Origin of the sequence: Streptomyces sp. NPDC059564 (assembly GCF_042735575.1) — a bacterium.
Taxonomy (GTDB): domain Bacteria; phylum Actinomycetota; class Actinomycetes; order Streptomycetales; family Streptomycetaceae; genus Streptomyces.
The window spans coordinates 1-3,481 of the sequence record NZ_JBHWBP010000545.1; the positions used below are offsets into that span (position 1 = coordinate 1).

Annotated in this window: 4 protein-coding genes and 2 pseudogenes; 2 read left to right on the plus strand and 4 right to left on the minus strand. The window is 72.4% G+C overall.

Going from position 1 to position 3,481, the window contains the following annotated elements; genetic code table 11:
• Positions 1–155 (minus strand): annotated as a pseudogene (locus tag ACFV0Q_RS39805) (RdlA protein); the annotation flags it as partial.
• Between the two features lie 89 nt (positions 156–244).
• Positions 245–727 carry a DUF3515 family protein gene (locus tag ACFV0Q_RS39810; RefSeq protein WP_385012775.1) on the minus strand — a complete coding sequence of 161 codons (483 nt, stop codon included), beginning with the start codon at positions 725–727 and terminating at the stop codon, positions 245–247.
• Between the two features lie 137 nt (positions 728–864).
• Here ACFV0Q_RS39810 and ACFV0Q_RS39815 point away from each other — a divergent pair, with 137 nt between their 5' ends.
• A complete protein-coding gene (locus ACFV0Q_RS39815; protein ID WP_385012776.1) occupies positions 865–1,164 on the plus strand; it encodes a DUF4287 domain-containing protein in 300 nt (99 codons plus the stop codon).
• 10 nt (positions 1,165–1,174) lie between these two features.
• Here the strand turns inward: ACFV0Q_RS39815 and ACFV0Q_RS39820 are convergent, their stop codons facing one another.
• Both ACFV0Q_RS39820 and argB read right to left on the minus strand, forming a co-directional pair.
• Positions 1,175–1,636, minus strand: a complete 462-nt coding sequence (locus tag ACFV0Q_RS39820) for a nuclear transport factor 2 family protein (protein WP_385012778.1) — start codon at positions 1,634–1,636, stop codon at positions 1,175–1,177.
• Positions 1,637–2,085: 449 nt separating this feature from the next.
• Positions 2,086–2,985 (minus strand): annotated as a pseudogene (gene argB, locus ACFV0Q_RS39825) (acetylglutamate kinase); the annotation flags it as partial.
• A 213-nt stretch (positions 2,986–3,198) separates the two neighbouring features.
• On the opposite strand from argB, the gene ACFV0Q_RS39830 reads away from it, so the two are divergent.
• The gene (locus ACFV0Q_RS39830) at positions 3,199–3,435 is read left to right on the plus strand and encodes an MbtH family protein (protein ID WP_385012780.1); all 237 of its coding nucleotides are present in this window, start codon (positions 3,199–3,201) and stop codon (positions 3,433–3,435) included.
• The last annotated feature ends 46 nt before the right edge of the window (positions 3,436–3,481 follow it).

Genomic DNA, 3,481 nt, shown 5'->3' on the forward strand with positions numbered 1-3,481 from the left:
GTCTTCTGGTTGCCGTAGATCTGCTGGGCACCGTTGCCGTTGACGGTGTTGATCCCGTTGTCGTTGCCGATGGCCATGGCCGGGGTCGCGATGGCCGCGCCCGCGCCGACGGCAACGGCGGAGACCGCGGCAGCGGTCATGATCTTCTTCAGCATTCTCGAGCAGTCCTTCGCTTGAGGGATAACGGGCCCCGATTGGGGAAGTCCCCCTGCTAACGCCCCCGCCCCCCACTTGTGGCGCCTTGTCACCCGATTGCCGCGTCGTCCGCTCCCGGGCACCTGGACTTCTGCGCGAGATGCCCCAGACTGCCGTTGATGACGACCAGGGCGTCACCCGCCACCTGCCCGCCCTTGAAGGCGACGGCGACCGCCGTCTCGCGCCCGTAGGTCGTGAACACCCATTCCCCGCTCCGCTGGGCCCGTTCGTCGTCGAGCACCCAGTCGACGCCGTTGACGTTCACACAGGAGTCGATGGTCGGGGCGAGCGGCCGCACACCGCACCTCAGCACGATGGCCCCGTCCCCCCACCCCGCGGCGCCCGTCCCCTCGACGGCATCCCGCTCCCGCCCGAGCAGCCGCTCCGGAAGCCCCGCGAGCGCCCGCGAACAAGCGGCCCCGCCCGCGAAGGGCCCGGCCGGCACCCGGTAGGCCCCGAAGACCTCCACCGCGGCGACGACACCACACAAAGCCACGACTCCCGCCGCGGCCCACACGATCAGCTTCCGCACGGCACACCCCCGCCGCCCAGCGTACGGATCACCCGCAGCGGAAAGATCTTCGGGGGTGACCGATGAGTTTTGCCTCGGGCCGGGGTCCACCTCCCGGACGCACACCGCGCCACGGCCCACCCGACGGGAGAACAGACATGTCGTTCCAGGCGTACCTCGACACCATCGAGACCAAGACGGGGCTGACGCCCCGACAGCTCGTCGCCCTGGCCGGGGAGCGCGGCTTCGACGCCCCGTCCACGAAGGCGGGAACGGTCCTCGCGTGGCTCAAGGAGGACTACGGCCTGGGCCGGGGGCACGGCATGGCCCTGGTCCACGTCCTCAAGCACGGGGCGAAGATCGACGCGAAGCACGTCGGAACGACGGGCCCGCACCGCGACGCCTGCGACACCCTCTGGCTGGACGGCAAGGCCACCCGCCCCGACGCCCACCGCTGACCCGGCGCGCTCAGGCCAGGTCGTCGCGGACCACCCGGCGGTGCGCGGTGCGCCACTTGCCGCTGGTGCGGACCAGGACGTCCTCCATGACGCACACGTACAGGACCTTGGAGCCGCCCCCGCTGGGCGTGACGTGCACCAGGGCCGAGCAGCGGGTGTGCAGCGTCCCGTCCGCCTGGGGCCGTACGTCGAGCATGCCGATCCAGTGGTCGAGGCGGCCGCCTGCCCGCCGCTGCCGTGCCGCGCCGGCGCGCACGTAGCCGGCGAGCCCGGCGCGGGCACGCACCGGCGCGGCCAGGGAGGGCGTCTCGAAGACGGCGTCCTCGGTGAAGGTGGCCGCCCAGCGCTCGGTGTCGTGCGCGTCCAGGATCTGCATCTGGTGCGCGTAGAACCGCTGCACCTCCGCGTACAGGGCGGCGAACTTCTCGCCCTGGGGCGGACGTTCGGCCGTGCCCACCAGTTCGACGGTCATGATCTCAGCCTCCGCTTCCGTCCGTGTCCGGACAGTCTTTGAGGCTCGGATCGAGCATCCTTGAAATACTCCTCAAGCGCTCCCGCCCCCGCCCGCGCCCCCGCCCCCGCCCGCGCCCCCGCCCCGGCTCAGGGCAGACGGCTGAACGCGGCGAAGACGTCGTCGAGTTCGTGCGTGTGCACGGTGAGCGACTCGGAGGTGATCGCCGCCCCGTCGAGGACCGCGAGCACGGCCCGCAGGCTCTCGACGCCGGCGTCGCCGGGGATCTGGAGCGTGAGCGTCGCGGGGTCGCTCCACGCGTCGCCGAACCCCGGGCCCGACACGGCGCCGAAGGCGGCGGCGGCACCTTCGAGCGCGGTCGCATCGGCGAACCGCAGGCGGACGAGCCCACGGGGCGGATCGTGCCGCGGCGCCGGCCGCATCCCCGGACCGCCGGACCCGCGAGGGCCGGCCGCCGCCCCGTCCGGGTCCGGCACGATCACCGTGCCGGCCCCGTCGGCGGTGAACATCTCCAGGAGGACGGAGTGCGGGATCCGTCCGTCGATCACCCGGGCCGCGCCCACGCCGCCCCGTACGGCGTCCAGGCAACCGGTCATCTTGGGCACCATGCCGTCGCTCAGCTCCGGCAGGAGCTTCTCCAGCTCGCGGGCCGTGAGCCGCGGGATGACCTCGTTGCCGTGCGGCCAGCCCGCGTACAGGCCGGCGACGTCCGTCATCATGACGAGCGCCTCGGCGCCCAGCGCGGTCGCCAGCGCCGCCGCCACGGTGTCGGCGTTGACGTTGTAGACCAGGCCGTCCTCGGCGCTGCGGGCGAGCGGCGAGACCACCGGGATCCGGCCGTCCGCCAGCAGGCTGTCCAGGGCGCCGGTGTCCACGCCGGTGATGTCGCCGACCCGGCCGACGTCCACCGGCTCCCCGTCGATCCACGGCACGTGCCGCACCGCCGTGAGGGTGTCCGCGTCCTCGCCGGTCATGCCGACGGCGAGCGGGCCGAAGCGGTTGATCAGCCCGACCAGATCGCGCTGCACCTGGCCGGCGAGGACCATCCGCACCACGTCCAGCACGGGCGGCGAGGTGACCCGGAGCCCGGCCTTGAACTCGCGCTCCAGGCCGCGCCGCGCGAGCTCGGCATCGATCTGGGGGCCTCCTCCGTGCACCACCACGGGCCGCAGCCCGGCGTAGCGCAGGAAGACGACGTCGCGGGCGAAGGCCGCCGTGAGCTCCTCGTCGACCATGGCGTGTCCGCCCAGCTTGATGACGACCGTCCGGCCCTGGTGGCGGGCCAGCCACGGCAGGGCGTCGCCGATGGACTGGGCCTTGGCCAGGGCCGGGTGCGCGCTGACGGTCATGAGAACCTCCCTCTGTGGAGGACCCCGGCCGCGGGCCGGGCCCCGGTCACCGGTGGACGCGCGCTCGAATGCGGCACGAGGACACTTGGCTGTGATGCGGGCTCTTGGGAAGGTGATACGCATACCCGTCGGCCCGAATCCATCCCACCGATGGATGATGATTCACTTTCCGCTCGAATGTGAATCGTGGACGGCTTGAATTGGAGTGGTTTGATGAGCAGCAACCCGTTCGACGACGCCGACGGCCGTTTCTTTGTTCTGGTGAACGACGAGGAGCAGTATTCGCTGTGGCCCTCGTTCTCCGAAATTCCCGCCGGGTGGCGCGCCGTGTTCGGCGAGGAGAGCCGCGAAAAGTGCCTCTCGCACGTGGAGGAGCGCTGGACCGACCTGCGGCCGCGGAGCCTGCGGGACGCGATGGACACCGCCGCGGTCGCCACCGACGCCGCGTGAGGTGACCCCCGTCACCGCCGTGGGGGGGGGGGCGGGGGGGGTGGGG

Bases quoted from the DNA above. Each gene is read 5' to 3' on its own strand.
- ACFV0Q_RS39815 (WP_385012776.1), top strand. From the start codon at position 865: ATGTCGTTCCAGGCGTACCTCGACACCATCGAGACCAAGACGGGGCTG.
- ACFV0Q_RS39820 (WP_385012778.1), bottom strand. From the start codon at position 1,636: ATGACCGTCGAACTGGTGGGCACGGCCGAACGTCCGCCCCAGGGCGAG.
- ACFV0Q_RS39830 (WP_385012780.1), top strand. From the start codon at position 3,199: ATGAGCAGCAACCCGTTCGACGACGCCGACGGCCGTTTCTTTGTTCTG.